This is a genomic window from Streptomyces sp. NBC_01445, assembly GCF_035918235.1.
In the GTDB taxonomy this organism is placed as follows: Bacteria; Actinomycetota; Actinomycetes; order Streptomycetales; family Streptomycetaceae; genus Streptomyces.
In genome coordinates this window covers 4,315,494-4,341,744 of record NZ_CP109485.1, presented here as the reverse complement: position 1 = coordinate 4,341,744, position 26,251 = coordinate 4,315,494, and the positions used below count along the sequence as shown (strand labels likewise).

Annotated in this window: 23 protein-coding genes; 12 read left to right on the top strand and 11 right to left on the bottom strand. The window is 71.0% G+C overall.

Going from position 1 to position 26,251, the window contains the following annotated elements; translation table 11 throughout:
* Positions 1 to 17: 17 nt before the first annotated feature.
* The 4 genes from OG574_RS19610 to OG574_RS19595 form a co-directional block, all read right to left on the bottom strand.
* Positions 18 to 2,180 (bottom strand): SpoIIE family protein phosphatase, encoded by a 2,163-nt coding sequence (locus tag OG574_RS19610; RefSeq protein WP_326774290.1) that lies wholly within the window; start codon positions 2,178 to 2,180, stop codon positions 18 to 20.
* A gap of 49 nt (positions 2,181 to 2,229) precedes the next feature.
* Entirely contained in the window at positions 2,230 to 2,970 is a 741-nt protein-coding gene (locus tag OG574_RS19605) for a class I SAM-dependent DNA methyltransferase (RefSeq protein WP_326774289.1), read from the bottom strand.
* Positions 2,971 to 3,063: 93 nt separating this feature from the next.
* Entirely contained in the window at positions 3,064 to 3,756 is a 693-nt protein-coding gene (gene fomD / locus OG574_RS19600; RefSeq protein WP_326774288.1) for a cytidylyl-2-hydroxypropylphosphonate hydrolase, read from the bottom strand.
* A 73-nt stretch (positions 3,757 to 3,829) separates the two neighbouring features.
* On the bottom strand, positions 3,830 to 5,236 hold the full coding sequence (locus OG574_RS19595) for a class II fumarate hydratase (protein ID WP_100596687.1): 1,407 nt from the start codon (positions 5,234 to 5,236) through the stop codon (positions 3,830 to 3,832).
* 116 nt (positions 5,237 to 5,352) lie between these two features.
* On the opposite strand from OG574_RS19595, the gene OG574_RS19590 reads away from it, so the two are divergent.
* Positions 5,353 to 6,876: a ricin-type beta-trefoil lectin domain protein gene (locus tag OG574_RS19590; RefSeq protein ID WP_398375742.1), complete on the top strand. Its 1,524-nt coding sequence runs from the start codon at positions 5,353 to 5,355 to the stop codon at positions 6,874 to 6,876.
* 75 nt (positions 6,877 to 6,951) lie between these two features.
* Here OG574_RS19590 and OG574_RS19585 read toward each other — a convergent pair whose 3' ends face one another.
* Positions 6,952 to 8,622, bottom strand: coding sequence for a fumarate hydratase (locus tag OG574_RS19585; protein ID WP_326774287.1), 1,671 nt, complete (start codon positions 8,620 to 8,622; stop codon positions 6,952 to 6,954).
* 154 nt (positions 8,623 to 8,776) lie between these two features.
* Here OG574_RS19585 and OG574_RS19580 point away from each other — a divergent pair, with 154 nt between their 5' ends.
* Together OG574_RS19580 and OG574_RS19575 are read left to right on the top strand one after the other, a co-directional pair.
* Positions 8,777 to 9,445 (top strand): DUF1707 SHOCT-like domain-containing protein, encoded by a 669-nt coding sequence (locus OG574_RS19580; protein ID WP_326774286.1) that lies wholly within the window; start codon positions 8,777 to 8,779, stop codon positions 9,443 to 9,445.
* Positions 9,446 to 9,608: 163 nt separating this feature from the next.
* Entirely contained in the window at positions 9,609 to 9,986 is a 378-nt protein-coding gene (locus OG574_RS19575; RefSeq protein ID WP_100596553.1) for a WhiB family transcriptional regulator, read from the top strand.
* Positions 9,987 to 10,071: 85 nt separating this feature from the next.
* Here OG574_RS19575 and glpX read toward each other — a convergent pair whose 3' ends face one another.
* Positions 10,072 to 11,106, bottom strand: coding sequence for a class II fructose-bisphosphatase (glpX, locus tag OG574_RS19570; protein WP_326774285.1), 1,035 nt, complete (start codon positions 11,104 to 11,106; stop codon positions 10,072 to 10,074).
* Positions 11,107 to 11,254: 148 nt separating this feature from the next.
* On the opposite strand from glpX, the gene OG574_RS19565 reads away from it, so the two are divergent.
* Positions 11,255 to 11,776 (top strand): DUF4245 domain-containing protein, encoded by a 522-nt coding sequence (locus OG574_RS19565; RefSeq protein ID WP_326774284.1) that lies wholly within the window; start codon positions 11,255 to 11,257, stop codon positions 11,774 to 11,776.
* A 148-nt stretch (positions 11,777 to 11,924) separates the two neighbouring features.
* Here the strand turns inward: OG574_RS19565 and OG574_RS19560 are convergent, their stop codons facing one another.
* From OG574_RS19560 to OG574_RS19545, 4 genes are all read right to left on the bottom strand, one after another.
* Positions 11,925 to 12,515, bottom strand: coding sequence for a malonic semialdehyde reductase (locus tag OG574_RS19560; RefSeq protein ID WP_100596556.1), 591 nt, complete (start codon positions 12,513 to 12,515; stop codon positions 11,925 to 11,927).
* Positions 12,516 to 12,707: 192 nt separating this feature from the next.
* Positions 12,708 to 12,944, bottom strand: coding sequence for an exodeoxyribonuclease VII small subunit (locus OG574_RS19555; RefSeq protein ID WP_326774283.1), 237 nt, complete (start codon positions 12,942 to 12,944; stop codon positions 12,708 to 12,710).
* Entirely contained in the window at positions 12,941 to 14,167 is a 1,227-nt protein-coding gene (xseA, locus tag OG574_RS19550) for an exodeoxyribonuclease VII large subunit (protein WP_326774282.1), read from the bottom strand. The genes OG574_RS19555 and xseA overlap by 4 nt, the downstream gene beginning before the upstream one ends.
* Before the next feature lie 159 nt (positions 14,168 to 14,326).
* On the bottom strand, positions 14,327 to 15,715 hold the full coding sequence (locus OG574_RS19545; protein WP_326774281.1) for an APC family permease: 1,389 nt from the start codon (positions 15,713 to 15,715) through the stop codon (positions 14,327 to 14,329).
* A 99-nt stretch (positions 15,716 to 15,814) separates the two neighbouring features.
* Here OG574_RS19545 and OG574_RS19540 point away from each other — a divergent pair, with 99 nt between their 5' ends.
* Positions 15,815 to 16,813 (top strand): 4-hydroxy-3-methylbut-2-enyl diphosphate reductase, encoded by a 999-nt coding sequence (locus tag OG574_RS19540; RefSeq protein ID WP_326774280.1) that lies wholly within the window; start codon positions 15,815 to 15,817, stop codon positions 16,811 to 16,813.
* Positions 16,814 to 16,843: 30 nt separating this feature from the next.
* Positions 16,844 to 17,593 carry a polyphosphate--glucose phosphotransferase gene (gene ppgK / locus OG574_RS19535; RefSeq protein ID WP_326774279.1) on the top strand — a complete coding sequence of 250 codons (750 nt, stop codon included), beginning with the start codon at positions 16,844 to 16,846 and terminating at the stop codon, positions 17,591 to 17,593.
* Between the two features lie 53 nt (positions 17,594 to 17,646).
* Here the strand turns inward: ppgK and OG574_RS19530 are convergent, their stop codons facing one another.
* A complete protein-coding gene (locus OG574_RS19530; protein ID WP_398375736.1) occupies positions 17,647 to 18,318 on the bottom strand; it encodes a DUF6542 domain-containing protein in 672 nt (223 codons plus the stop codon).
* A 149-nt stretch (positions 18,319 to 18,467) separates the two neighbouring features.
* Here OG574_RS19530 and ychF point away from each other — a divergent pair, with 149 nt between their 5' ends.
* From ychF to OG574_RS19500, 6 genes are all read left to right on the top strand, one after another.
* Positions 18,468 to 19,556 (top strand): redox-regulated ATPase YchF, encoded by a 1,089-nt coding sequence (ychF, locus tag OG574_RS19525; RefSeq protein ID WP_116510423.1) that lies wholly within the window; start codon positions 18,468 to 18,470, stop codon positions 19,554 to 19,556.
* A 128-nt stretch (positions 19,557 to 19,684) separates the two neighbouring features.
* Positions 19,685 to 21,829 carry a DEAD/DEAH box helicase gene (locus OG574_RS19520; protein ID WP_326774278.1) on the top strand — a complete coding sequence of 715 codons (2,145 nt, stop codon included), beginning with the start codon at positions 19,685 to 19,687 and terminating at the stop codon, positions 21,827 to 21,829.
* Positions 21,830 to 21,902: 73 nt separating this feature from the next.
* Positions 21,903 to 22,904: an Lrp/AsnC family transcriptional regulator gene (locus OG574_RS19515; protein WP_234374587.1), complete on the top strand. Its 1,002-nt coding sequence runs from the start codon at positions 21,903 to 21,905 to the stop codon at positions 22,902 to 22,904.
* A 180-nt stretch (positions 22,905 to 23,084) separates the two neighbouring features.
* A complete protein-coding gene (locus tag OG574_RS19510) occupies positions 23,085 to 24,536 on the top strand; it encodes an amidase (protein WP_326774277.1) in 1,452 nt (483 codons plus the stop codon).
* A 30-nt stretch (positions 24,537 to 24,566) separates the two neighbouring features.
* Entirely contained in the window at positions 24,567 to 24,797 is a 231-nt protein-coding gene (locus OG574_RS19505; RefSeq protein WP_326774276.1) for a hypothetical protein, read from the top strand.
* Positions 24,794 to 26,221 carry a sodium:solute symporter family protein gene (locus tag OG574_RS19500; RefSeq protein WP_326774275.1) on the top strand — a complete coding sequence of 476 codons (1,428 nt, stop codon included), beginning with the start codon at positions 24,794 to 24,796 and terminating at the stop codon, positions 26,219 to 26,221. Before OG574_RS19505 ends, OG574_RS19500 begins: the two co-directional genes overlap by 4 nt.
* The last annotated feature ends 30 nt before the right edge of the window (positions 26,222 to 26,251 follow it).

Here is a 26,251-nt window from a genome sequence, read left to right as displayed (position 1 = left end):
CACTCGCGTATCCAGGTTCAGGCAGTGCCGTTCCCGTGCGCCAGCTCGAACCACACGACCTTGCCGGTGCTCAGCCGCGTCGCGCCCCAGCGCCGCGCGAGCCTGTTGACCAGGTACAGGCCGCGCCCGCCCTCGTCGGTGGCGCGGGCCTGGCGCAGCCGCGGCAGCTGTGGCACGTCGTCGCCGACCTCGCAGCGCAGCACGTCGGTCCGCAGCAGGCGCAGCGTGACGGGCCGGGACGCGTACCGCACGGCGTTCGTCACGACCTCGCTGACGAGGAGCTCCACCGAGTCCGTCAGCTCCTCCAGGCCCCACCGGGCGAGCGCGCTGCGCGCCAGGCGGCGGGCCCGGCCCGGCGCCGCGTCCTCGGGGTCGAGGAGCCAGTAGGCGACGTCGCTCGGCGCGATCCCGTCGAACCGGGCCGCGAGCAGCGCGATGTCGTCGTCCCGGTCGCCCGGGCCGAGCATGTCGAGGACCTCGTCGCACAGCGCCTCAAGGGGCGGCGGATGGTCGGGTCCGGTCAGCTGGGCCGTCGCGGCGAGCCGCTCCCGCAGCTGCTCTATCCCGGTCCACACGTCCCGCAGCCGCGACTCGACCAGACCGTCCGTGTAGAGGAGGAGCGTCGCGCCCGCCGGGGCGTCCAGCTCGACCGCCTCGAAGTCGACCCCGCCGACACCGATCGGCGCGCCCGGCGGGACGCGCAGCACCTCGGCGCGGCCGCCCAGATGCAGCAGGACCGGCGGCGGGTGGCCCGCGTTGGCGATGGTGATGCGGTGCGAGACCGGGTCGTAGACGGCGTACAGGCAGGTCGCCATGCGGTCGCTGCCGAGGCGCTGGGCCTGCTCGTCCAAGTGGTGCAGGACCTCCTGCGGCGGCAGGTCGAGACCGGCGAGGGTCTGCGCGGTCGTACGGAGCTGGCCCATGATCGCGGCGGACGTCATGGAGTGGCCCATGACGTCACCCACGACCAGGGCGACGCGGCTGCCGGGCAGCGGAATCGCGTCGTACCAGTCGCCGCCCACGCGCGCGGTCTCCGCGGCCGGCAGATACCGGGACGCGAGGCGCACGCCTGTCGGCCGCGGCAGCGTCTCGGGCAGCATCGTGCGCTGGAGCTCGTCGGCGATGTACGCCTCGCGGCCGTACAGGACGGCCTTGTCGATGCCGAGCGCGCTGTGCGTGGCGAGCTGCCCCGCGACCAGCAGGTCGTCGTTCTCGAAAGCGTGGCGCTCGGGGCGGCGCAGGAAGACGGCCGCACCGATGACCCGGCGGCGCCCGCGCAGCGGAGCGAGGATCGCCCGCTGCCCGGTGGGCAGGGCGAGGTCCGGGTCGTCGCCGAGCAGCTCCGGCAGCGCGGCCAGGGCGGCGGGCGAGTCCGCGAACACGGGCCGTACGCCCCGCAGTACCTCGGCCAGCGCGCCGCCGGTCCGCACCTCGCACAGCTCGGCGGTGACGGGGTCGCCCTGTGCGGTGCCGGCGGCCATCGTCAGGAGTCCGCCGCCGTCGGTGTCCGGATCCTCGGCGCCCTCCTCGATGAGGCGCAGCCGGTCCGTCCTGCGCAGCCGCAGCACGACGGGCCCGGAGGGCCGCTCGTCGCCGACCGGCAGCGGGTCCCGCAGATAGACCAGGATCACGTCGGAGAACGTGGGTACGGACGCGCGGCACAGGCCCATGACGATCTCGTCGAGGTCTATCCCGCGGGCGATCCGCCGGGTCGCGGCACCCACGAAGCGCAGCCGGTCCCCGTCCCGCCGCATCGGGACGGGTGTCCCCGGCGGGCGCGGCTGTCCGCTCCGCCGGTCGGGCACGGGCCTCGGCCGGTGGGGATCGTCCGGTCCGGCGTCCGACAGGGCGTGTTCGGGCGCGCTGTCGGCGTCCCCGGAAGCGGAACCGGGCTTGCGCCTCCCGGGCACGCCACCGCCACCGCTCTCACGACGTGGCGGCTGCTCGGGTACGGGTGAGGCTCCGGAGTGCTCGGGCGCGGCGCCGCGCGGTACGGAGGCGCCCGACGCGGGCCCTCGGCGCGCGGGATCGGCGTCGTCGGCGGATGCGGTCGCTCCGGGGCGCCCCTGTTGTGCGGGGAGCGCGTCGGAGGCGCGCCTCAGGGCCCCGCGGGGGTCCGCGGGGGCGGCGGGGCGGGCGGCCGGCCGGCGGCCCTCGTGGGAGGTGGGGTGCTCCGTCACGCGTTTCGAATCCGTCCGTCCTGGGCTGCGCGCCTAATGACGTGCCGCTTCACTTCCCGGCACGCCGGCAGTTGAAGAACAGCTGGTGTTCGGGTGGTACATCGGTGCTCGCCGGAGCGTACGCGTACGTGTGCTCGCCGGTGATCTCCAGTCCCGCGGCGCGTACGACCTGGCGCAGCTCGTCCCGCAGAAATCCCGATACCCGGATTGTGTGCCCCAGGAACGGAATCTCGGTGTCGTCCAGATCGGCCTCGACCATCGACAGGGCGAGCAGCCCGCCCGGCCGGAGCATCGAGCGCAGCAGCCGCAGCGCCGCAGGGATCTCGGTGCGCGGCAGCATCAGCAGCGTGAAGAAGCAGGTGACGGCGTCGAACTCGCCCAACTCGCCCTGTTCCTCGCCGGGTTCCGGTCTCAGTGACGCGAGGTCCAGCTGGTGGAACTCGGCCTCGGGGACGTTCTTGCGGGCGAGTTCCAGCATGCCGGCCGACAGGTCCACGCCGACCACGGAGTGCCCCGCGTCGGCCAGTTGACGGCTCGTCGGAACTCCCGTGCCGCAGCCGACCTCGAGCACGCGCGAGCCGGGTGCGAGTCCTGCGAGCAGCGCGTCCACCGCGGCCAACTGGCCTTCCTTGTGCGGGAAGGCGTCGTCGTAGCGGGCGCCGATCGCGTCGAAGGCCTCGGCCTGGCCCGTACGGTCCGGCGCCGGGGTCCGGCGGCCGCTCCCGTACGTCTCGTAACCCTCGCTGCCGTGACTCACGGTCCCGCCGCCCCTCGATGACCTCGTTGACATCGTGTCAGACCTGCTGCAAGCGCGAAGAGTTGTACCTGTGCGCACTTCCGGAGGACGATCCTACGTTTGAACCACGGGGGCGCATCAAGGGTCTCATGAGGACACATGCGCGGGCGTACGGTTCCAGTCACCCGGAAGCGCGGGAACCGGCCACGCAGGATCGGGCCGCCAGTGCTGCCAGCCGTCGGGGAACGGGTGCCCCCAGCCCTCGATCACCTCGACCGCGGCGCGCCCCGCTCTTTGTACGGATTCGGCCTGCGCCGCGCTCATCAGGCCCGCGATCTGCGCCTGCGCGAACTCGTCCTCGTCGTGCCAGCGCCAGGTGCGGTCCGCGTAGACCGACAGGTCGAGGAAGTGGTCCTCGGAGTCCACGCCGCCGGCCCACCGCACCCGCGGCTGCTCCAGGTTCACGTACCAGTTCCTGAACCGCCAGCCCGGCTCCCAGAACAGCCACACCGACCAGGGCTCGCCGGGCCGTGCCAGCTTCAGGACACCGGTGCCGAACCACCGGTCGCGCAGGACGGTGCGCGGCTTCGTGTACCGGGTGGCCAGGGGCTCCTCGTGCACCGGTGTGCCGTCGGCCAGGACCGGTCTCACACACTCGGTGCCGGGTGCCAGCCACACGGCGAGCAGCTCGGCGCTGTCCTCGACGACCGTGACAGGGCGGCAGATGTGGAAGCCGTCCCCGCCGTTCGTCCGGTACCGCCACAGAATCCGGCTGCCGGGCGCCCAGCGCCCAACGCTGCCGTCGGTCTCACCTGCCAGAATGCTCGTCCGGTCCGTCATGGACAGATATTAGGTGCCCCCGACACATGACGCCGCGGTGCGCGTCACGAATTCGGTCAGTCGCCGAACGCTGTTACGGACGCGTCATCCGCAGGACATCCAGCGCCTCGTCGAGCTGCTCGACCGTGAGGTCGCCGCGCTCCACGTAGCCGCCCTCCAGGACGACCTCGCGGATCGTCCTCCGCTCGGCCAGCGACTTCTTGGCCACCTTCGCGGCCTCCTCGTAGCCGATGTACTTGTTCAGCGGGGTCACCACGGACGGTGACGACTCGGCGTACTCGCGGGCGCGCTCGCGGTGCGCGGTGATGCCGTCCACGGTCCGGTCGGCGAGCAGGCGCGCGACGTTGGCGAGCAGCCTGATCGACTCCAGGACGTTCTTGGCGATGACCGGCAGCATGACGTTGAGCTCGAAGTTCCCCGCGGCGCCCGCGGCGGCGACCGTCGCGTCGTTCCCCGTGACCTGAGCGGCGACCATGAGCACCGCCTCGGGAATGACCGGATTCACCTTGCCCGGCATGATCGACGAGCCCGGCTGGAGGTCCGGCAGGCTGATCTCGGCCAGTCCGGTGCGGGGTCCCGACGCCATCCAGCGCAGATCGTTGGCGATCTTCGTCAGGCCGACGGCGATGGTCCGCAGCTGCCCGCTCGTCTCCACGACGCCGTCACGCGCGCCCTGCGCCTCGAAGTGGTTGCGCGCCTCGGTCAGCGGCAGGCCCGTGGTCCGCGCCACCTCCGCGATGACGGCGGCCGAGAACCCGGGCGGCGTGTTGATCCCCGTGCCCACCGCCGTTCCCCCGAGCGGCAGTTCGGCCAGGCGTGGCAGCGAGGCCTGAAGGCGTTCGACGCCGTACGCGACCTGCGCCGCGTACCCGCCGAACTCCTGCCCGAGGGTCACCGGCGTCGCGTCCATGAGGTGCGTACGCCCCGACTTCACGACGTCGGCGAACTCGTCCGCCTTGCGCTCCAGGGCCGCCCGCAGATGGCCGAGCGCCGGGATCAGGTCATGGGTGACGGCGGCGGTGGCCGCGATGTGGATCGACGACGGAAAGACGTCGTTCGAGGACTGGGACGCGTTCACATGGTCGTTCGGGTGGACGTCGCGGCCGAGGCGCTCCGTCGCGAGGGTCGCGAGGACCTCGTTGGTGTTCATGTTGGACGATGTGCCGGAGCCGGTCTGGAAGACGTCCACGGGGAACTGGTCGTCCCAGCGCCCGTCGGCGACCTCGCCGGCCGACTCCGCGATCGCCTGCGCGATGTCCTTGTCCACGACGCCGAGCTCGGCGTTCACATGGGCCGCGGCTGCCTTGATGCGGGCGAGCGCCTCGATGTGGGCACGCTCCAGGCGCTGGCCCGAGATGGGGAAGTTCTCCACGGCCCGCTGCGTCTGGGCCCGCCATTTGGCGTCCACGGGGACCCGTACCTCGCCCATGGAGTCGTGCTCGATCCGGTACCGGCCGCTGTCGCCGCCGCCGTCATTCATCGCCGTCGTCATCGTCATCCCTCCGTAAAACGTGAGCACTTGTCTTGTTCTGGCTATTCCCAAGCCTCTTACCCGCCAGTAAATACCTCGGGTAACACCCAAATCGGGGAGGCGTCATGAACGTCCTGCACCGCACCAGACCCAGCATCAGATGCGCCGTCGCCGTTGTCGCGGCGACGGCCGCCGCACTCGTCGGCCTGACCGCGCCGACCGCGTCCGCGGCACCCGCCGCCGCGGCCACCAGCCCGCTCCCGCCGGACCTGGAGAAGATCCGTGCGGCCGAGGCCGTCAAGCTCTACGGGGACCCGGCCGAACGGCCCCTCGCCGACCGCAGGACCGCCCTCATCTCGCTCGGGGACAGCGAGATCTCGGGGGAGGGCGTCGGCACCTACGAGGCCGGCACGAACGGGCCGGACAACTGGTGCCACCGCTCGCCCGACTCCGCCATCCACCGCACCGGGATCCCGGCCGACGAGACGTACAACGTCTCCTGCTCGGGCGCGTACACCGGAAACATCCGCATCGGCGGCAGCAAGCAGTACGCCGACGAGCTGGTGCAGAGCGACTCTCTCGCCGTCAAGGCGCGCAATACGAAGATCAAGATGATCGTGCTCGTCGCGGGCGCCAACGACGACCTCCAGTTCGGTCCCGTCATGACCGACTGCGTGACCCGCTACCTCACGCTCCAGGGCGCGTGCGAGCCCAAGTACGCGCCGGGCTGGCAGGCCAGGGTCGACGGGCTCGTGCCCAAGGTCGAGTCGACCGTCGCCGACCTGAAGACCGTGATGCGCGGCGCGGGCTACGCCGACAGCGACTACAAGCTCGTCGTCATGGGCTACCCCAGCCCCATCGGCCCCGACATCCACGACAACCCCGCCTTCCCCGGCAAGCTCCCCGGCGGCTGCCTCGGCTACGACTCCGACGCCGCCTGGGGCCGAAACGCCGCCGTGCCCGCCTTCGAACGCGGCATGCGCAAGGCCGCCCAGGAGTCCGGCGCCGTCTACCTCGACAACTCCCGCCTCTTCCAGGGCCACGAGGTCTGCATGGAGGACGCCTGGGCCCGCGGCCTCTACGTGGACATCTCCAACCCGTTCCCGCCCGACTCCAACTCCGTGCGCCAGTCCTTCCACCCGAACGTGCGCGGCCACGGCGCCTTCGCCTCCTGCCTCACCCAGCTCTACAACTCCGGCTACCAGGAAGCAGGTTGCGCCGATCCGGCCAGCACCGGCACCCCCAAGCTCTACAAGGGCGGCTGGGACGACGCCTACCGGCCACTGAAGAACGCGGGCACCGGCACGTGCGCCGACGCCAAGGGAGCGAGCAGCGCGAACAACACGGCCGTCATCGGCTGGGACTGCTCGGGAACCCGTAACCAGGGCTGGTGGTACGACACGGCCGGCAAGTCCCTGCACTCCGAACTCACCCAGGACCGCTGCGTGGACGTCCCCGACAGCGCCTACAGGGCGGGCACGGCCCTCGTCCTGTGGAACTGCCACGGCGGCACCAACCAGCAGTTCGTCCGCCAGGGCGACACCCTGCGCCCGGCCGCCTCGACGGGCCTGTGCCTGACCCTCGCCTCGGCGAAGGACAACGTACGGCTCCAGAACTGCGACGGCTCGGCGGGCCAGCGGTTCGCCTGACCTTCCGGGAGACAGCACAAGGGCCGCCCGTCGCCGTGAAGCCTGCGGGGCGGCCCTTCTGTCGTGCGTCAGGTGTTACGCGAGGCCGGGGCCGCGCACCGGGATGCTGGTGAACGTCGGGGCCGGGGCCGGGTCCTTGAAGAAGTCGTTGCCCTTGTCGTCCACGACGACGAACGCCGGGAAGTCCTCGACCTCGATCTTCCAGACCGCCTCCATGCCGAGCTCCTCGTACTCGACGACCTCGACCTTCTTGATGCAGTCCTGCGCGAGACGGGCGGCAGGGCCACCGATCGAGCCGAGGTAGAAGCCGCCGTGCGTGTCACACGCGTCGGTGACCTGCTGCGAGCGGTTGCCCTTGGCCAGCATGACCTTGGAGCCGCCCGCCGCCTGGAACTGCTCCACGTAGGAGTCCATGCGGCCGGCCGTCGTCGGGCCGAAGGAACCGGACGCGTAGCCCTCCGGGGTCTTCGCCGGGCCCGCGTAGTACACCGGGTGGTCCTTCAGGTACTGCGGCATCTCCTCGCCCGCGTCCAGGCGCTCCTTGATCTTGGCGTGCGCGATGTCGCGGGCCACGACCAGGGGGCCGGTCAGGGAGAGGCGGGTCTTGACCGGGTGCTTCGTCAGGGCGGCGAGGATGTCGTCCATCGGCTGGTTCAGGTCGATCTTCACGACGTCGCCCGACTCGTCGAGATGCTCGTCCGTGGTCTCCGGCAGGAAGCGCGCCGGGTCCGTCTCCAGCTGCTCCAGGAAGACGCCCTCGGCGGTGATCTTCGCGACGGCCTGGCGGTCGGCCGAGCAGGAGACGGCGATCGCGACCGGGCAGGACGCGCCGTGCCGCGGCAGGCGCACCACGCGCACGTCGTGGCAGAAGTACTTGCCGCCGAACTGCGCGCCGATGCCGATCTTCTGCGTCAGCTCGAAGACCTTCTCCTCCAGCTCCTTGTCACGGAAGCCGTGGCCGAGCTCGGAGCCCTCGGCGGGGATCTCGTCCAGGTAGTGCGCGGACGCGTACTTCGCGGTCTTCAGCGCGTACTCGGCGGACGTGCCGCCGACGACGATCGCCAGGTGGTACGGCGGGCAGGCCGCCGTGCCGAGCGAACGGATCTTCTCCTCCAGGAACTTCATCATCGAGCCCTCGTTGAGGACCGCCTTCGTCTCCTGGTAGAGGAAGGACTTGTTGGCCGAGCCGCCGCCCTTGGCCATGATCAGGAACTTGTAGGCGCCGCCGTCGGTCGCGTACAGCTCGATCTGCGCCGGCAGGTTCGAGCCGGTGTTCTTCTCGTCCCACATGTTCAGCGGGGCCATCTGCGAGTAGCGCAGGTTGAGGTTCTTGTACGCGTCGTAGATGCCGCGGGAGAGGGCCGCCTCGTCGCCGCCCTCCGTGAGGACGTTCTGTCCGCGCTTGCCCATGACGATCGCGGTGCCGGTGTCCTGGCACATCGGGAGCACGCCGGCCGCTGCGATGTTCGCGTTCTTCAGCAGGTCGAGCGCGACGAACTTGTCGTTGCCCGACGCCTCCGGGTCGTCGATGATGCGGCGCAGCTGCGCGAGGTGGGCCGGGCGCAGGTAGTGCTGGATGTCGTGGATCGCCTCTTCGGCGAGCTTGCGCAGCGCCTCCGGCTCGACCTTCAGGAACGTACGGCCGTCCGGCCCCTCGGCGGTGGAGACGCCCTCCGTGGTCACCAGTCGGTACGGGGTGGTGTCCTCGCCCTGGGGGAGCAGATCGGTGTACGCGAACTCAGGCATCTCGCCCATTCCTCTTTCGGCCGGTGGCAGCTGGCATCCATTGGCAGCGCCAACCAGCGTAGAACCTGACGGCACGGCCGAGCCTGTGAGGTAAGGCTCAGTTCGCGCTGCCGCCCCCTAGTCGCGATCTATCGCGTTTGGGTACGCTGGGCGGGTGGACCTTGAGAAGCGCTCCGAGCAGCCCGCCCCGCAGACCGATCTGCGTGCCTCCGATGCCGACCGCGACCGCACCGCGGAGATCCTGCGCGAGGCCCTCGCGGAGGGCCGGCTCACCGCGGAGGAGCACTCCGAGCGGATCGACGGGGTGTACCGCGCCAAGACCCACGCCGAGCTGGAGCCGCTCGTCAGGGACCTGCCCGGCCCCCACACGCAGCACCGGCCCACGGCCTCGTCGCCGGCCCCGAACCGCCCCGCCATGGGCGCGGTCCCCGCGGTCGCCGACGAGAACCTGGTCGCCGTCTTCAGCACCTCGGCCCGCAAGGGCCGCTGGCGCGTGGGCCGCAGGACGCACGCGTACGCCATCTTCGGCAACATCGAGATCGACCTCAGCGAGGCGATCTTCGAGTACCAGCAGGTCGTGATCAAGGCCGTCTCCGTCTTCGGGAACGTGGAGGTCCGCGTCCCGGAGAACATCTCGCTGCGCGGCAGCGGCGGCGGCGTCCTCGGCAACTTCGAGGTGCACACCCTCGACTCGGCCGACCCGGACGCGCCCGTCGTGTACGTCGACGGCATCGCGGTCCTCGGCAACATCGAGGCCAAGCCCAAGCGCGGCAAGCGCCTGCGCGATCTGCACGACCGCATGCGCAAACACCTCGACAGCTGACCCGCCTTTGGGACGGCGGACGCGCGATGGGCGTACGGCGGAAGCACGGCGGCCGGTGGCCGGGGAACTCCCGTCCTTCGGAACTCAGTGCATAGGCGCACACACAGCGGGTAGAGGTTGCTGCATCGTCGCTCGCTCGCGAAGCCGTCGTCAGGAGTAGACCGTGCTGCATCCGCCGCATCAGTCCCTGCAGGTCGCCGCCGTCCCCCCGCAGCGGGGGCCAGTGCGAGATCGGGACCAGGACGCCCCGTGGCACACGGAGGCCGTGTGCAGGCGCGACGAAGCCGGCCTTTTCTTCGCCCCGTCCAAGGAGCCGACCGCGGCCCGCCTGTCCCGCGAGGAGGCGGCCAAGCGCGTCTGCGCCCGCTGCCCCGTGATGGTCGAGTGCCGCGAGCACGCGCTCCTTCAGCCCGAGCCCTATGGGGTGTGGGGCGGCCTCACCGCCGCCGAGCGCCGCGTGGTCCTCGCCCGCAGGCGCCGGCGAGAGGTCGAGCTCCAGAAGGCGGCGAGCTCGGTCGACCAGATCCGCGCGGCCGGCTGACCACCCTCCCGATACGCGAATGGGGCGCCCCTCCGCACAAAGGGGCGCCCCGAACGCGTAGCGGAAAGAACCTGCTTCGCGTGACCTACTTGGCGCGGTCGAAGTCGATCGCGCTGTACGCGCGCAGCTTCGACAGCCGGTGCTGCGAGTCGATCTGACGGATCGTGCCCGACTTGGAGCGCATCACCAGCGAGGACGTCGTGGCGCTCTCGGCGCGGTAGCGCACACCGCGCAGCAGCTCGCCGTCCGTGATGCCGGTGGCGACGAAGAACACGTTCTCGCCGGAGACCAGGTCGTTCGTCGACAGGACCCGGTCCAGGTCGTGGCCCGCGTCGATCGCCCGCTGGCGCTCCGCGTCGTCCTTGGGCCACAGCTTGCCCTGGATGACACCGCCGAGGCACTTGATGGCGCACGCCGAGATGATGCCCTCGGGGGTGCCGCCGATGCCCAGAAGCAGGTCGATGCCGCTGTCCTCGCGCACCGCGAGCACGGAGCCCGCGACATCGCCGTCGGAGATCAGCTTGATCCGGGCGCCGGCCTCGCGGACCTCCGTGATGATGCCCTCGTGGCGCGGCCGGTCCAGGATGACGACCGTGACGTCCTCGGGAGCGGCGCGCTTGGCCTTGGCGATACGGCGGATGTTCACCGCCACCGGGGCGTTGATGTCCACGTAGTCGGCGGCCTCGGGGCCCGCGACCAGCTTGTCCATGTAGAAGACGGCGGACGGGTCGAACATGGTGCCGCGGTCGGCGGCGGCCAGGACCGCGATGGCGTTCGGCATGCCCTTGGCGCAGAGCGTGGTGCCGTCGATCGGGTCAACGGCGATGTCGACCTCGGCGCTCGTCCCGTCGCCGACGCGCTCCCCGTTGTAGAGCATCGGGGCTTCGTCCTTCTCACCCTCACCGATGACGACGACGCCGTTCATCGAGACGGTGGAGACGAGGGTCCGCATGGCGCGCACGGCCGCGCCGTCCGCCCCGTTCTTGTCGCCGCGGCCGACCCAGCGGCCGGCGGCCATGGCCGCGGCCTCGGTGACCCGGACGAGTTCCAGGGCGAGGTTCCGGTCGGGAGCCTCCGCGGGGACTTCGAGTTCGGACGGCAACTGGTGATGCTCGGTCATCGAGACGCACCTTTCTGATACGACGACGGCCGGATGAGGGTGATGTCCCGACTCTATCGTCAGGCCGACAAAATGAGCAGAGGGCCCCACGTTTGAGCAGACCGGGCCCACGTGCGGTGATCGCTCACGTACCTGCGACGATGGGGGCGTGGCAGGTACCAAAGGCAAGAAGACCGTGGGAAGTCTGGTCCTCTCGATGGGCGCGACTGTGCTCGCGGCGGCAGGCATCTACGTGTTCGTCCCGCACGACGACTCCGGCACCCCGCCGGTGAAGCGCGTGGACTACCGCGTGGAGCTGCTGACGGCGCGGCGTGCCGCGGCGTACCCGGTGGCGGCGCCCGAGGGGCTGGCGAAGTCCTGGAAGCCGACGTCGGTGCGGTTCCAGGGCTCGAACTTCGACGCCTGGCACCTCGGCTTCCACGACGCCGACGGCCAGTACGTGGGCGTCGAGCAGTCCACGGAGAAGGCGTCGGCCTTCATCGACCGGGCCAGCCAGGGCGCCACCGAGACCAGCGCGACGCAGCGCATCGGCGGCGAGACCTGGCGGCGCTACAAGGGCGGCCAGTACGACGCCCTGGTGCTCAAGGGCGACAAGTCGACGACCGTCGTGACCGGCACGGCGTCGTTCGCACAGCTGACGAAGATGGCCGAGGCGCTGCGGACGAAGTAGGTATTTCAGGGATCCCGGCGCGCGGGATTTCGGGGACTTCAGGGATTTCAGGCGCTTCGGCGCATGGGAAAGGCCCCCCGGCTGTTGCCGGGGGGCCTTTCTCGTCAAGCGTGCGGGAGCACTCGGAGGGAGCGCTCGGCGGGAGCACTCAGATCGTGGTGATGACCTGGTCGTGCTCCAGGCGCGGGGAGCGCGGGAACCAGGCGTCGTCGCCCGGCTTGCCGATGTTGATGACCATCAGCGGGGTGTGGTCGTCGTCCAGGAACTCCTTCTGGACACCGGCGAAGTCGAGACCGGTCATCGGGCCCGCGGCCAGGCCGGCGGCGCGGACGCCGATGATGAAGTACGCGGCCTGCAGGGTGGCGTTCAGGGCGGCGGCACCCTCACGGGCGGGGCGCTCCGCGAAGAAGACGTCCTTGGCCTGCGGGAAGTGGGGGAAGAGCGCCGGGAGCTCCTCGTGGAACTCGTTGTCCGCGGAGAGGATCGCGACCAGCGGGGCGGAGGCCGTCTTCGGACGGTTGCCCTCGGCCATGTGCTGCACGAGGCGCTCGCGGGCCTCGGGGGAGCGGACCAGGGTGATGCGCAGCGGCGACTGGTTGAACGCCGTCGGACCGAACTTGACCAGGTCGTAGATCGCCTGGACCTGCTCGTCGGTCACCGGCTCGTCGGTGAAGGTGTTCGCGGTGCGGGCCTCGCGGAACAGCAGGTCCTGGGCGGCGGGGTCAAGAACGAGAGACATGGATCAACCTTCTCGATACGTACGTGCTGGGGGTGCGGCCGGTCCGTCGCGACGCTGCGAACGGACCAGCCGATGCACACGACAGTACGTCAGCACCGTTTAACATTCAACCAAAACTGGAACCTCGTGACCCGCTTCACAAACCCCTGACGCCGCGTCTCGTCCCGCTCACCGTCCACAGGTCCCCGCCCCTCACTCCTCCTCGTCCGCGCCCCCGTCCGGCCCGGTCTCCGCCAGCGCCGCGTCCAGGCGCGCCCGCGCACCGTCCAGCCAGCGCCGGCACACCTTCGCCAGCTCCTCGCCCCGCTCCCACAGCGCGAGCGACTCCTCCAGCGACGTGCCGCCCGCCTCCAGCCGCCGGACGACCTCGATCAGCTCGTCCCGCGCCTGCTCGTAGCCGAGCCCGGCCTCGTCGGTCTTCGTGGTCATGCGCTCTCCTGGTTCCCGGTCTCGACCCGTACGGTGAATTCGCCCTCGGCGACCCGCGCCCGCAGCACCTCGTCCGCCGCCACGTCGTCCGCGGCGCGCACGACGTCCCCGTCCGCCTTCTGCAGCACCGCGTAACCCCGCTTGAGGGTCGCGGCGGGGGACAGGGCCACCACGCGCGCGTGCGTGTGCGACAGCTCCGACTCGGCGCGGTCGAGGAGGTGCCCGAGGGTGCGCCGGCCACGCTCGGCCAGCGCCGTCACCTGCTCCTCGCGCACCTCGATCATGCGGTGAGGGTCCTCCATGACCGGCCGGGCGAGGGCCTGTCCGAGCCCGCGCTCCTCCCGGTCCACGAACGACTCGACGCTGCGCCGCGCCCGGTCCCGCAGCCACTGCACCCGCTCGTACTCCTCGCCGACGTCCGGCACGACCTTCTTCGCCGCGTCGGTCGGTGTGGAGGCGCGCAGGTCAGCGACGTGGTCGAGGAGCGGGTTGTCCGGCTCGTGGCCGATCGCCGAGACGACCGGCGTACGGCAGGCGGCGACCGCCCGGACCAGCTGCTCGTCCGAGAACGGCAGGAGGTCCTCCACGCTGCCGCCGCCGCGCGCCACGATGATCACGTCGACGTCGTCGAGCGAGTCCAGCTCCTTGACCGCCTGCACGACCTGCGGCACGGCGTGCACGCCCTGGACCGGCACATTGCGCACCTCGAAGCGGACGGCGGGCCAGCGGTGCCGCGCGTTCTCCAGGACGTCCCGCTCGGCGGCCGACGCGCGCCCGCACACGAGCCCGATGAGCTGCGGCAGGAACGGCAGCGGCTTCTTGCGCTCCGGGGCGAAGAGCCCCTCGCCGGCCAGGGACTTCTTCAACTGCTCCAGCCTGGCGAGCAGTTCACCGACCCCCACCGGTCTGATCTCGGAGGCCCGCAGCGACAGCTGGCCGCGCGGCGCGTACCACTCCGGCTTCGCCTGGACGACGACGCGCGCGCCCTCCGTCACGACGTCCGCGACCGCGTCGAACACCTGCCGGTAGCAGGTGACGCCGACCGAGATGTCGTGCGACGGATCGCGCAGCGTCAGGAACACGACGCCGGCGCCGGGGCGCCGGGACAGCTGGGTGATCTGTCCCTCGACCCACACGGCACCGAGCCGGTCGATCCACCGCCCGATGAGCCGCGACACCTCCCCGACGGGCAGCGGGGCGTCCGCGGACGTATTCACAGCCATGCCGGTGAGCGTAGCCGCACCCACCGACAACGCTCCGTGACGCGAAGGACGTACTGAGGACGTGGTGAGGACGTACGGAGGGCGTACGGGGATGGGGCGGAGCCCGGCTGTACGGGCATGGGGCCGGCGCCCGTACACCCACCGCAGCCGGACGTCCCGTCAGACCACCCGCTCGCCCCGCCGCCCCCTCTGCGCCACCAGCACCACGAGCCCCACCGCCAGCCAGATCGCGCCCACCACCTGGGCCGTGCCCGACGCCTCCACGATCACAGCGACCGTGACGGCCGCGCCGAGCACCGGCACGATCAGATGCCGCCACCAGCTGAACGTCCCCGCGCCGCGCCGCACCACGAACCAGCCCACCACGCTCGCGTGCAGCAGCACGAACGCCGTGAGAGCGCCGATGTCGACCACCGAGACCAGATGGTCGAGGCCGTCGTCCCTGCGGGCCGCCCAGACCGCCGCCACCAGCGTCACCACCGCCGCGCACAGCAGCGCGACCCGCGGCACCCCGGAGTCCGTCCGCGACAGCGCCTTCGGCAGCCGCCGGTCGCGGGCCATCGCGAACAGCAGCCGCCCGGCCGCCGCCTGCCCGGCCAGTGCCGCGAACGCCGCGCCGATCGCCTTGCTGACCGCCACCAGGTCGTGCAGCCACCTGCCGACCGACACGTCGATCGCGTCGTAGAACGCGGCCCCCTGCTTGGCCGGGTCCGCGGCGAGCTCCGCCGACGACACCGGTTCGAGCAGCGCTACGAGATACGTCTGCGCGATGAACAGGACACCCGCGAGCGCCAGACAGAACAGCACCGCCCGCGCCACCTTCGCCGAGCCGCCCGTGACCTCCTCCGCGAACGACACGATCGCGTCGAAGCCCAGATACGACAGCACGGCCACGGACACCGCGCCGACGACCGCCGACAGTGCGAACGCGCCCTGCGAGCCGTCCCCTGTCAGCGGCGACAGCCAGCCGCGCTCCGCCCCGTCGCGTACGAGTACGACGATCGCCGACGCGAGGAACACGAGCAGCACGGCGATCTCCATCGCCAGGACCGCGAAGCCGGCCCGGGCCGCCGCCCGCACGCCCCACAGGTTCAGGAGCGTCGTGATGATCACGGCCAGCGCCGTCCACACCCAGCGCGACACCGACGGCACCAGCGCGTTCATCGCGATCCCGGAGAAGAGATAGGCGACCGCCGGGATGAGCAGGTAGTCGAGCATCGCCATCCACCCGGCGATGAACCCCGGCGCCTCACCGAGCCCCACGCGCGCGTAGGTGAAGACCGAGCCGGCCTGCGGGGCGACCCGCACCATCTGCGCGTAGCTGAACGCGGTGAACGCCATCGCGACGGTCGCGACGACATAGACCAGTGCGACAGCACCGTGCGACTTGGCGTCGAGGGTGCCGAAGACGCCTACGGGGGCCATCGGGGCGATGAACAGGAGCCCGTAGACGACGAGGTCCCGGAAGCCGAGGCTGCGCCGCAGCGTGTCCTCTCCCGCGGGCGGCTGTCCCTCTTCTCCGGCTGGTGGAGCGGTGTGGGCGGACATCGGGCCTCCGTTTTGTCGCGCACGTTGTCGCGCACGGGCTTCCAGTCTCGCCAAACGGTGGATCTTTGACCTGTTGGACGCGGCCTTACGATGGTGGGCATGACTGCTACGACTGGCCCCCGCCGCGTCCTGCTCGCCGCCCCCCGGGGCTACTGCGCCGGTGTGGACCGTGCCGTGATCGCCGTCGAGAAGGCCCTTGAGCAGTACGGGGCCCCGATCTATGTCCGCCACGAGATCGTCCACAACAAGTACGTCGTGCAGACCCTGGAGCGGAAGGGCGCCATCTTCGTCGAGCAGACCCAGGAGGTCCCCGAGGGCTCCATCGTGATGTTCTCGGCGCACGGCGTCGCGCCCGTCGTCCACGACGAGGCCGCGGCCGGCAAGCTCGCCACCATCGACGCGACCTGCCCGCTCGTCACCAAGGTCCACAAGGAAGCCGTCCGCTTCGCGAAGGAGGACTACGACATCCTCCTGATCGGCCACGAGGGACACGAAGAGGTCATCGGCACCTCGGGCGAGGCCCCCGACCACATCACGCTGGTCGACGGCCCCGAGGACGTGGCGAACGTGGAGGTGCGGGACGAGTCGAAGGTCGTCTGGCTCTCCCAGACCACGCTCTCCGTGGACGAGACCATGGAGACGGTCGACGCCCTCAAGGCCAAGTTCCCGAACCTGCTCTCGCCGCCCAGCGACGACATCTGTTACGCCACGCAGAACCGCCAGATCGCGGTGAAGAAGCTGGCGGAGGACGCCGAGCTCGTCATCGTCGTCGGCTCCAAGAACTCCTCGAACTCGATCCGCATGGTCGAGGTCGCCCTGGACGCCGGCGCGCCCGCCGCCCACCTGGTGGACTTCGCCGCCGAGATCGACGAGTCCTGGCTCGAGGGCGTCACCACGGTCGGCCTCACCTCCGGCGCCTCGGTCCCCGACGTGCTGGTGGACGGCGTACTGGAGTGGCTGGCCGAGCGAGGTTACGCCGACGTGGAGACCGTGAAGACCGCCGAGGAGTCCATCACCTTCTCGCTGCCGAAGGAACTCCGCCGTGACCTGCGCGCGGAGGCCGCCGCCCTCACGGGAGACGGCTCTTCCGAGAAGTGACGTTCAGCCACTCGTCGTAACGTGGTGTCCATGCAGATCTTCGGCGTGGACATCGGCGGATCAGGGATCAAGGGCGCACCCGTTGACCTGGACCGCGGAGACCTGGCACAGGAGCGGTTCAAGGTCCTCACCCCGCACCCGGCCACGCCCGACGGCGTGGCCGACGGGGTGAAACAGGTCGTGGAGCACTTCGGCACCCGGCCCGACCGGGTCGGCATCACCTTCCCCGGCGTCGTCACGGGCGGCGCCACGATCCGTACGGCCGCCAATGTCGACAAGTCGTGGATCGACGTCGACGCCCGCGCCCTCCTCGGCGAGCGGCTCGGCGGGCTCCCCGTGACGGTCCTGAACGACGCGGACGCGGCGGGCGTCGCCGAGATGCACTTCGGCGCGGGCCGCGGTCGCAAGGGCGTGGTCCTGCTCCTCACCTTCGGCACCGGCATCGGCAGCGCCCTGTTCCTCGACGGTCAGCTCGTCCCGAACACCGAGCTCGGCCATCTGGAGCTGCACGGCCACGACGCCGAGAAGCACGCCTCGACGAAGGCGAAGGAAGACCACGACCTGAGCTGGGAGCACTGGGCGCACCGCGTCCAGAAGTACCTGGCGCACGTCGAGATGCTGTTCTCGCCCGAACTCTTCATCATCGGCGGCGGCGTCAGCCGCAAGGCCGACAAATTCCTGCCCCTGATCAAGGGCATCAAGGCGGAGATCGTCCCGGCGCAGCTGCAGAACAATGCGGGGATCGTGGGAGCGGCCATGGCGGCGGCGCAGCAGAAGTAGAGGTGCCGGGGGCAGGGGCAGGGGCAGAGGTGATGGGCGCGGGACCTCTGGCCTCAGGCCGTTCGCCGCCGGGGGCGCGGGGCCGAGGTCACCTGTTGTGCCGGCGTGCCGGGGGAGCCGGCGCGGGCCTGGGCGAGGGCTCGGCGGCGGGCCGCGCGACGGGCCATGTGGCGGATGCCGCGCACGGTCACGACGAGCCCGGCGACGAGCGTGCCGCCGTAGAGCCAGCCCGCGTGCATCGCCAGGGCCGTCACCAGCCCCATCACCTGTCCGCCGAACCCGCCCGAGCCGTCGGCCACCGGCAGGATCCCGACGGCGAAGCCGATCGGCACGGCGACGGGCGCGGCCACCAGGTCGGCGCGCCGCACCCACATCGCGGTGAGCGCGCTCACCAGCAGGAACAGCACCCCGTACACGACGATCGAGCCGCCGAACAGCAGTGCGTCCAGGCAGGCGAGTGCGAACATCGCGGCCGTGCAGAACAGCCCGCTGCCCAGGCCGGTGAGGCGCGGATCGGGGAAGCGGCGCAGCGCGAGGACGAGCGGCGGCACGGGGCGCGGCGCCTTGCTGCCGCCCTTGCCCGAAGCCCGGTACACGGTTCCGGAACGGGACCCGGAGGGCCCGTTGCGTCCGTCGCTGCCGCCCTGCGCCTGCGGGGGGAGCGGGGGCGTGCGGCGGGTCCGGTTCTGCGGGGCGCGCGGCGGAGTGCGACTGGGTTGATCCACCACACCAACTTAGGTCGGGTTATGTGTGGAATCCGCTCCGGGACACGCGGTTTCGCCGACCTTGGCCAAGCGTTCGACAGGGCGCCGGGGGGTGGCGCGGCACGCCGTAGACTGGGGGTCCTCCATCCTCACGTACGGGAAGTCGCAACGTGTCGCTCACGATCGGAATCGTCGGCCTGCCGAATGTCGGCAAGTCGACCCTTTTCAACGCCCTGACCAAGAACGACGTGCTGGCGGCCAACTACCCGTTCGCCACGATCGAGCCGAACGTGGGCGTGGTCGGTGTCCCCGACCCCCGCCTCGCCAAGCTCGCCGAGGTCTTCAGCTCCCAGAAGATCCTCCCGGCGACGGTCGACTTCGTCGACATCGCGGGCATCGTGCGCGGCGCCTCCGAGGGTGAGGGCCTGGGCAACAAGTTCCTCGCGAACATCCGCGAGTCGGACGCGATCTGCCAGGTCATCCGCGCCTTCAAGGACGAGAACGTCGTGCACGTCGACGGCAAGGTCTCGCCCAAGGACGACATCGAGACGATCAACACCGAGCTGATCCTCGCGGACCTCCAGTCCGTCGAGAAGCAGGTCCCGCGCCTCCAGAAGGAGTCCCGCCTCCAGAAGGAGAAGGTCGCGGTGCTCGCCGCGGTCGAGGAGGCGCAGAAGATCCTCGAGTCCGGCACGACGCTCTTCGCCGCGGGCATCACCGCCGGCACGGAGAAGGGCCGCCTGCTCCACGAGCTGCACCTCCTCACCACCAAGCCCTTCCTCTACGTGTTCAACGTGGACGAGGACGAGCTGGTCGACGAGGACTTCAAGAACGAGCAGCGCGCCCTGGTCGCCCCCGCCGAGGCGATCTTCCTCAACGCCAAGATCGAGTCCGAGCTGATCGAGCTCGACGACGACGAGGCGCTCGAACTCCTCCAGTCGATGGGCCAGGAAGAGCCCGGCCTGGCCACGCTCGGCCGCGTCGGCTTCGACACCCTCGGCCTCCAGACGTACCTGACGGCAGGCCCGAAGGAAACGCGCGCCTGGACCATCAAGAAGGGCGCCACGGCCCCCGAGGCAGCCGGCGTGATCCACACCGACTTCCAGAAGGGCTTCATCAAGGCGGAGGTCATCTCCTTCGACGACCTGATGGAAACGGGCTCGGTCGCGGAGGCCCGCGCCAAGGGCAAGGCCCGCATGGAGGGCAAGGACTATGTGATGCAGGACGGCGACGTGGTGGAGTTCCGCTTCAACGTCTGATCCGCCTCACTCGCAGGTCATCCAGGGTCCGCCTCTTCGGGGGTGGGCCCTGGTTCGTTGTTCGGGCGGGCGTTGTCCGTGGGGCCGGCGGTGGCAGGATGCCGGGACGGGAGCGAGAAAGGGCTGGGATGGGGCGGCGGGAGCGGGGGGTTGTTGGTGGGGGCGTGTGGCTGGAGGGGGCCGCGCGGGGAGTTGTCGGGGATCATGCCCGGGCCGTTGAGGCCGTCAGGGGCGCTTTGCAGCCGATTCATGAGGCCGAGGCCGCACAGGCCTTGGGGGCTATTTCTGTTGCTCGGCTCAAGGACGTCACCGAGGGGCGGTTGAGGCTCGGGGAGGTGGAGAGGAGCGGGCTGTCCTCCGTTCTTCAGGTTCTTGAGGCCGGGACCTATCGGTTGCGGCAGATTCCCGGCGTGGGGGAACAGACCGCCAATCAGTTGGTCGCTGCCGCTCGGCAGATTTCCGATGCCGTCCGGGAGACCGTCGCCGTCCACATCGATGTGGACCGGCCCGAGCCGCGTACCACCGCACTCGTCACCGCCCTGCATGTTCTGGTGGAGGCGGGGCCCGAGGCACGGCGTGCCGTCGAGACCGCAGCGGCTCTTGCCGAGCGGCTCGGTCCGTTGCTGGCCGACGCTCGGCCGGCCGCCGGGCGGCTTCGGATGCTGCTGGTCGGGAAGGCCAAGCGGGCGCGGGCACTTGAGGCTGTTGCGGAGATCCGCGAGCTGACCGAGGAGGCGGTGCGCGCCGGGCACCCGGAGCTGCTCGCCCAGGCGTCGGTGGACCTGTTGCGCGGTTCCTCGGACGACGTGGCCGCCTGGGTCGACTTCGAGCTGCGGTCCGCCGAGTACTACAGCCTGCTTGCCGAGATCTCGGGGCACGCCCCCGACACGGCCGCCTCCGAAGGGTTCCTGCCCGACGAGGTCGCCGAACGGGTCCGCGGCCAGGCGCTCGACGACACGCGGCGCCGGGTGTCGCTGCGCGGCTACCAGGCCTTCGGCGCCCGGTTCGCCCTCGCCCAGCGCAAGGTGCTCCTCGGCGACGAGATGGGGCTCGGCAAGACCATCCAGGCCATCGCCGCCCTGGCGCATCTCGCCGCCGAGGGCAGGAGCCACTTCATGGTCGTCTGCCCGGCGAGCGTGCTGATCAACTGGACGCGCGAGATCGAGTCCCGCAGCAAGCTGCGCGTCCTGCCCCTGCACGGCCCCGACCGGCAGGACGCGTACGCCGACTGGAAGGGCCGCGGCGGTGTCGGTGTGACCACCTTCGACGCGCTGCGCCGCTTCCCCGTCCCAGGCGGCGGCGAGCTCGGCATGCTGGTCGTGGACGAGGCGCACTACGTGAAGAATCCGCAGACCCGCCGCTCCCGCACCGTCGCCGAGTGGGCCGAGCGCTGCGAACGCGTGCTCTTCATGAGCGGTACGCCGATGGAGAACCGCGTCGCCGAGTTCCGCAACCTCGTGCAGATCCTCCGGCCCGATCTGGCCGACGTCGTCGGCGACCGCGACGCAGTGGCCGGCTCGAAGGCCTTCCGCAAGGCCGTCGCCCCCGTCTATCTCCGCCGCAACCAGCAGGACGTACTGACCGAACTCCCGGCGCTCCAACACACCGACGAATGGGAGGAGTTGAGCGCGTCGGACGAGGAGGCCTATCGGGAGGCGGTCCGGGCCGGGAACTTCATGGCGATGCGCCGTGCGGCCTACGCGCGGCCCGAGTCGTCGGCGAAGCTGAACCGGCTGCGCGAGATCGTCGAGGACGCGGCGGAGAACGGGCTGAAGGTCGTGGTGTTCTCCACCTTCCGTGACGTTCTCACCGTGGTGAAGGACGCGCTCGACGGCGCTGCCCTGTTCGGCCCGATCTCGGGGAGCGTGCCGCCCGCGCGCAGGCAGCAGCTCGTCGACGAGTTCGCCGCCGTGTCCGGTCACGCGGTGCTCCTGGCGCAGATCGAGGCCGGGGGCGTGGGGCTCAACATGCAGGCCGCGACCGTCGTGATCATCTGCGAGCCCCAGGTCAAGCCGACCGTCGAGCACCAGGCCGTGGCGCGCGCCCATCGCATGGGGCAGGTGCGCTCGGTCCAGGTCCACCGGCTGCTCGCCACAGGGGGCGTGGACGAGCGCATGGTGAAGCTCCTTGAGAACAAGTCCCGGCTCTTCGACGCCTACGCGCGCCGTAGCGCGACGGCCGAGGCGACCCCCGACGCCGTGGACGTCTCCGATACGTCGCTGGCCCGCCGGATCGTGGAGGACGAGCAGGCTCGGCTCGCCATGGGCGCGTAAGGGCGAGGCACGGTTCCGGTTCGCCACACGGCCCCGGCCCACCCCACCACCCCCGCTCGTTATGGTCAGTCCTGTGACGCACCCAGTACCGGCCACTCCGACCGCAGCCGCGAACGCCCCCGCCCCCCTTGACCCCCTCGACCGGCGCATCGTTGCCGCCCTTCAGATCGATGGGCGGGCGTCGTGGCGGCGGATCGCGGCCGCGATCGGGGAGCCCGAGCGGAAGGTGGCGCGGCGGGGGCTGCGGTTGCTGGAGAGCGGGGACGTGGCCGTGCGGGGGCTCGTCGTGCGGGGCGAGACCGTGATTCTGCGGATGACGTGCCGGCCGGGATCGGTGCGGGACGCGGCCGTGGCGGCGGCCCGGCGCGCTGACTGCATCTTCTCGTACGCACTTGCCGGACCCGTCGACTGTGTGGCCGAACTTCAGTTTCCTCAGGGGCAGTTGGGGCCGCTGATGCTCGACGAGGTGCCCGCGCTGCCGGGTCTCGTCTCGCAGAGCGTGTCGCCGGTGCTGCGGTACTTCAGGACCGTGCACGAGTGGTCGCCGGGGATCCTCGGCGCCGGGGAGATCGAGGCCCTCGGCGGGCCGTCGGGCATCGTCGACGAGATCGGGCTCCCGGAGGTCGAGGTCGGGCCCGAGGAGCACGCGATCCTGGGGGCGCTCGCCGAGGACGGGCGGCGTACGCACGAGGACCTGGCCGCCGTCGCCGGGGTCTCCGTGGCGACCGCCCGCCGCCGCGTCGAGACGCTCACCCGCGACGGGCACGTGAGCATCCGGGCCGCCGTCGAGCCCGCGCTGCTCGGTCTCCCGGTCGAGGCGCTCCTGTGGATCAGGACCCGCCCCGACGAGGTCGAGAAGGTGGGGCGGCTGCTCGTGGAGTCGCCGCTCGTGCGGTACGCGGCCGTGGTCATGGGTGAGCATCAGCTCCTGGTCGACGTGACGCAGCCGTCGAAGGCCGCGCTGTACGAGTTCCTGACCGCCTCGCCCTGGGTGCGGCATGTGGAGGCCGTGCAGTCGCATCTGGTGGTCGACGCGTTCAAGCGCAGTGGCGTGGAGTTTCCGACGTCCAGTTGACGTCCATAGCGCGACCAAAATATTCACGGGTGAAGGAGTGGCGTCTTAAAAGTGCATTGAGTCTTAGGTATTGACTGAAACGGTCAGTGGCTTCAGTGTGGTGCACCACGCGCGCCGCTGCCCCGGACCTGTCCGGCCCAGCACGGCGACGTCCCCCGCGCCCGCTGCCCTAGGACTGCCATGCCCGCTTCCACCGGCCCCGCCGACTCCGCTCCCGTCCCGGACGAACTCTGCGCCCTCGACGCCGTCGACCTCGCGGCGCGTGTCCGTCGTGGTGAGCTGTCGGCCCGTGAGGTCGTCCGGGCCCACCTCGACCGCATCGAACGCCTCAACCCCGCCGTCAACGCGATCGTCACCCTCGACCCCGAGGGCGCTCTCGCCGCGGCCGCCGCCGCCGACGAGCGTCAGGCGCGCGGCGAGGAGCTCGGGCCGCTGCACGGCCTGCCCATCGCGTTCAAGGACACCCACCTCACCCGCGGCATGCGCACCACGCACGGCTCGCCCCTCTTCGCCGACCACGTCCCCGACGAGGACGAGCTGCTCGTGCGGCGCGTCCAGGACGCGGGCGCCATCCGCATCGGGAAGACCAACGTCCCTGAGTTCGCGGCCGGTTCGCACACGTTCAACCCCGTGTTCGGTGCGACCAGGAACCCGTACGACACGAAGCGGTCGGCGGGCGGCAGCAGCGGCGGGGCCGCGGCCGCGCTGGCCGCCGGGTTCCAGCCGCTGGCCGACGGCAGCGACATGGGCGGCTCCCTGCGCAACCCGGCGTCGTTCTGCAACGTCGTCGGCCTGCGCCCCACCCCCGGCCGCGTCCCCTCGCACCCGGCCGGCAACCTGTGGGAGACCCTCGCCGTCGCCGGGCCCATGGGGCGCACCGTCGCCGACACCGCGCTGCTGCTGTCCGTCATGGCGGGGCCCGACCCGCGCGTCCCGATCTCCCTGGAGGGGCCGGGCGCCGTCTTCCGCGCGCCGCTCGGGCGGGACGCGGCCGGGCTGCGCGTGGCGTTCGCGCCCGACCTCGGCGGGCGGGTCGCCGTCGACCGCGACGTGCGCGACGTCTTCGAGCGGCAGGCCAAGGTCTTCGAGGACCTCGGCTGCGTCGTCACCGAGGACTGCCCCGACCTGGACGGCGCCGAGGACGTCTTCCGCACGCTGCGGGCCCAGGAGTTCAACCAGGGCCTCGGCGCGCTCCTCGACAGCGACCGAGCCTCCCTCAAGGACAGCCTCGTCTGGAACATCGAGGAGGGGCGGCGCCTGACCGGCGCCGACCTCGCCCGCGCCACCGCCGAGCACGCCCGCATCCACCTCGCGGCCGTCGGCTTCTTCGAGCGCTACGACGTCCTGGTCGCGCCCGTCAGCCAGGTCACCCCCTTCGACGTCGAGGCGGAGTACCCGACCGTCATCGACGGGCAGTCGCAGCACACCTATCTCGACTGGATGCGCTCGGCGTACTTCATCTCGGTCCTGGGCGCACCCGCCCTCTCCGTACCGGCCGGCTTCTCGGCTGCCGGGCTCCCCGTCGGCCTTCAGATCGTCGGCCCGCCCCGCGCCGAGCGGACCGTGCTCGAGGTCGGCGCCGCCTACGAGGCCGCCACCGGACACGGACGCCGCCGGCCCTCCCTCCCGTAGCCGTACCCTCCGCAGCCGTATGGAGCCCTGATGAGAAAACCGCACGTGATCTGGGCCTTCGTGCCCGTACTGGCTTTCCTCAGCACGCCGTTCCTGCCCTTCGTCAATGGCCCGTACCTCTGGTTCGGCATCCCGTCCGTCCTCGCCTGGTGTCTGCTGTGGACGGCCGGTACGACGGCCTCGCTCGCCCTCGTCGAGCACTTCGCGCACACCGACGACGAACGCGCCGACCGCGACGAGGCCGAGGAGGCCGCCGCATGAACACCACCATGGCCATCACTCTCATCGGCATGGTCTCCATCGCCGTCGTCGGCGTGAGCGGGCGCAGACCGCGCGGCGGGGAACTCGGCGAATGGACCGTGGGGAAACGCAAGTTCTCCACCTTCACCACCTGGTTCCTCCAGGCGGGCGAGGCCTTCACCACCTTCAGCTTCCTCGGCCTCGCGGGCATCGCCTTCGGCGGGGGTGTCGCCGCGGCCTTCGCCCTGTGCTACCTCGCGATCAACTTCGTCCTCCAGTACTTCACCGCGCCCCGCATGCGTGAACTCGGGCGCAGGGGCGGCTACTTGACGCAGGCGGACTTCTTCACCGACCGCTACCGCAGCCCCCTGCTCGGCAAGGTCGTCGCCGTCGTCGGAGCGGTCTTCCTGCTGCCGTACCTCCAGCTCCAGATCACCGGGCTCGGCATGATCGTCCAGCTCGCCACCGGCAGCCGCACCGGCGGCAACCTCAGCATGGTTCTGGCGACCGTCCTCACCGTCGGCTTCGTCCTGTGGTCCGGCATCCGCGGCATCGCCCGCGTCGCCTACCTCAAGGACGCGCTGATGATCATCGGGCTCGTGGTCCTGTTCATCGGCGTCACGGTCTCCGTGAAGGGGGGCATCGGCGGCCTCTTCGAGACCGTACGGGACAGCCACCCACAGCTCCTGACGCTCAATCAGGAAGGCTATGACGCCACCTTCTTCGTCACGGCCGTCATCATCTCCGGCATCGGCGGCGGACTCGGCACCATGGCCCATCTGTGGCCGCCGGTCCTGGCCGCCGGCAGCGGGCGTGCCCTGCGCAAGAACGCGGTCTGGCTGCCGCTCTACCAGATAGCCCTCGGTATCCCGGTGATCGTCGGCTTCGCCGGAATCCTGCTGGTGAAGCCGGGATCGCCCGCGAACTCCGTCGCCCTCACCCTCGCCGGCCAGACCCTGCCCGGCTGGCTCGTCGGCGTCGTCGCGGTCGCCGCGGCCTCGGCCGCCATGGTCCCCTCGGCGGCCATCGTCGTGGGCATCTCCAGCCTGCTGTCCCGCAATCTGCTGAGCGCGCGCAACGAACGTACGCAGCTGCGCACCAACCACCTCTGCGTGGTCGCGGCCGCCGCGCTCGCCCTGGTGCTCGGCCTGACCAGGCCCGGACTCCTGTCCGACCTGCTGCTGCTCACCTACGGAGGCCTCACCCAGCTCGCCCCGGCGATCGTCATGGGGCTGGCGAAGAAGGTGCGTCTGGATGCCGTGCCCGCACTGCTCGGCATCCTGACCGGCGTCGGCGTCCTGATCTGGCTCACCTTCGGGAGCGTGGACGTCGGCACGGTCGACACCGGGCTCATCGCGCTCGCCCCGAACCTGGTGGTGACGGCGGTCGCCCAACTCGTGGTGCGGTCCCGCTCCCTGGCCGCCGTACCGGCCGAGGCCAACTGACCGGCCGCCGGGTGTCGTTGCGCGGTGTGG